This window comes from Ferruginibacter sp., from assembly GCF_031430955.1.
Lineage (GTDB): Bacteria > Bacteroidota > Bacteroidia > Chitinophagales > Chitinophagaceae > Ferruginibacter.
Genome location: NZ_JANPCM010000501.1, coordinates 1 through 2,301, shown reverse-complemented (window position 1 = coordinate 2,301; position 2,301 = coordinate 1). Strand labels below are relative to the sequence as shown.

Here is a 2,301-nt window from a genome sequence, read left to right as displayed (position 1 = left end):
GTATTTTGAGAAAAGGCTGTTGCAGAAAAAAAAGTAACCAGTACGATAATGATAAAAAGTGTAGGGTGTTTCATAGTCAGGATTTTTTATGTGATCGAATAAACAAGTCACATATTACCTGAACGGGTTGCTATTTATTTTATTTTAAAACAGCATGCTAATAAAGCTTTTTGGGACAAATTACTACAAGGCTTGTAGAAACTTAATATTGATTGGTGCTTAATAAAACCAAAGTGCAGGCTTCCTGTGCAATAATGCCTTTTTCTTTTGCCATATCCGCAAGCTCTTCATTTTCGGCACCGGGGTTAAATATGATGCGTTTAGGGTGGAGAGAAAATATATAATCGTAATATTCTTTTTGGTGCAGCGGATTTAGATACAGTGTAACCGTATCAATATTATCAAAATCCTTTTTTTCAGTTTCAATTATGGTATTGCCAATGTTGCCTGTTTTTTTACCCAATGCAACTGCAGGGTGATTATATGCCGTTAATTTTTTTACCGCAAGGTTGCTGTAACGTGCCGGATCAACAGATGCACCCAATACCAATGTTTTTTTTGCTGCCATAATATTAACCTACAAATCTTGATCTTACTTCGGGTGTTGGCATCATACACTCCTGCCGCACGCCAAACCATTTATACCTGTTTTTTGCTACCCAGCTGTATATGCCATCCCTGATGAATTTAGGTACAATAATAAAACCATAACACAAAGGCCACCCCCCTTTTAAATGCCTGCACACTTTTAATGCCGCTGTAGATTTTGTATATACTTTGTTATCCTCAATAAATACAAAAGAGTTTAAATTATTTACCGGGTAATTATATTGTTTTAAATAAAGCCTGCCTTTGGGTGATTGCAATGGTGCAAAATGTATAACAGCCTCCTTATCTTTTTTTATTACAAAATTTACCGCACTGTTACAAAAATTACAAATGCCATCAAATAATATTAGCGGGTGTTCTTTCATCTATATTGCAAAGTTAAGATTGATTTTTCTATTGGCTGATATTGATATTTTACTAATCCGTTAAAATATTTTTAAGTGCTTCGTCAATGGTTTTAAATTTAAAAACAAAACCAGCCTGCAATAAACTTTCAGGAATAACCCAGCGGCTTTTTAAAACCAGCTCCGTTTCGGTTTTAATAAATACAGCGCCAATTTTTAAAAGCCATTTTGGTGTGGGTAAACCGAGTAGCATTTTCATATTATTTCTGAATACCTGCATTAATGTTTTATTAGTTACCGGGTTGGGTGCCGAAGTATTGAAAACTCCCTGCAACTCCTTATGCTGTTGCAGAAAAATAATTAGGCTGTATAAATCTTCAATATGTATCCAGCTAAACATTTGGTTACCGCTGCCCTGTTTGCCTCCTAAACCAAAACGCACTAAATTTTTTATGGGTTGCACCACTCCGCCATCTTTGCCCAAAACAATGGCCATGCGTAAAGCAACCTGCCGGGTATTTTTTAATTTAAAATCGAAAAAAGATTTTTCCCAATTGGTAGCGACATTAACTGAAAAGCCGGTGCCAATTTCTCCTGCACTTTCCGTCATTGGCCTGTCATGTGCATGGCGGTAAATGGTGGCGGTGCTGGAGTTTATCCATAGCGGTGGCGGATTTTTGCATTGCAATATTGCTTCGCCCAATATTTTGGTAGTGTTAATTCTTGAATCAAAAATTTCTTTTTTATTTTTTTCGTTGTAACGGCAATCAACCGATTTGCCGGCAAGGTTTATCAGCATTGCTGCATTTTCCAGTGCTGCAATAATTGCGGTTGAGTTATTCCAGTTAATATGATTGGGTTGCCTGGAGATAATAATTACTTCGTAACCTGATGCAATAAATTTTTGGGTAAAATATTTTCCTGTAAAACCTGTGCCCCCGGCGATGATGATTTTTTTAAGCATGATCTTACAATATAAAAATTAAAATTATAAAACGATACAAAAGCCATGTGTACGAAATAAAAACGGGCAGCGAAAGTTTTACTACTATTCTTTTATGTTCCCAAAACATAACCCAAACAACAGCAAAAAAATAAATAATATTAACAGGATCAACACAGGCATCAAAGTAATTAACGATAAGTAATGGCCAGAGTAATACTGCTCCCATTAATGAAACGAGGAGCATATTAAAGTAATACTCCAATTTTAGTTTCCAGGTATTTTTATAGATAAACGGGTATTGAAAAAACAACATACCTAAAACCATAAATAATTCAAATTGCCAGTTATATTTTATTTTTATAAGATGCTGCACCAATATAGCATAGCGGCTTAATGTAAAAG

4 protein-coding genes are annotated in these 2,301 nt (G+C 35.1%); all 4 read right to left on the bottom strand.

Annotated features, from left to right (window positions below):
- Window positions 1-202 precede the first annotated feature (202 nt).
- On the bottom strand, window positions 203-568 hold the full coding sequence (locus ACY65O_RS13930) for a CoA-binding protein (RefSeq protein ID WP_462221465.1): 366 nt from the start codon (window positions 566-568) through the stop codon (window positions 203-205).
- Between the two features lie 4 nt (window positions 569-572).
- Window positions 573-974 carry a thiol-disulfide oxidoreductase DCC family protein gene (locus ACY65O_RS13925; RefSeq protein ID WP_462221464.1) on the bottom strand — a complete coding sequence of 134 codons (402 nt, stop codon included), beginning with the start codon at window positions 972-974 and terminating at the stop codon, window positions 573-575.
- 52 nt (window positions 975-1,026) lie between these two features.
- Window positions 1,027-1,917: a TIGR01777 family oxidoreductase gene (locus ACY65O_RS13920; protein WP_462221463.1), complete on the bottom strand. Its 891-nt coding sequence runs from the start codon at window positions 1,915-1,917 to the stop codon at window positions 1,027-1,029.
- Window positions 1,918-1,921: 4 nt separating this feature from the next.
- Window positions 1,922-2,301 (bottom strand): hypothetical protein (locus tag ACY65O_RS13915; RefSeq protein ID WP_462221462.1); only part of this gene is annotated, 380 nt, incomplete at its 5' end.

What these genes read in the sequence shown, in the direction of transcription:
- ACY65O_RS13930 (WP_462221465.1), bottom strand. Translation starts at nt 568, where the DNA reads ATGGCAGCAAAAAAAACATTGGTATTGGGTGCATCTGTTGATCCGGCA.
- ACY65O_RS13925 (WP_462221464.1), bottom strand. Translation starts at nt 974, where the DNA reads ATGAAAGAACACCCGCTAATATTATTTGATGGCATTTGTAATTTTTGT.
- ACY65O_RS13920 (WP_462221463.1), bottom strand. Translation starts at nt 1,917, where the DNA reads ATGCTTAAAAAAATCATCATCGCCGGGGGCACAGGTTTTACAGGAAAA.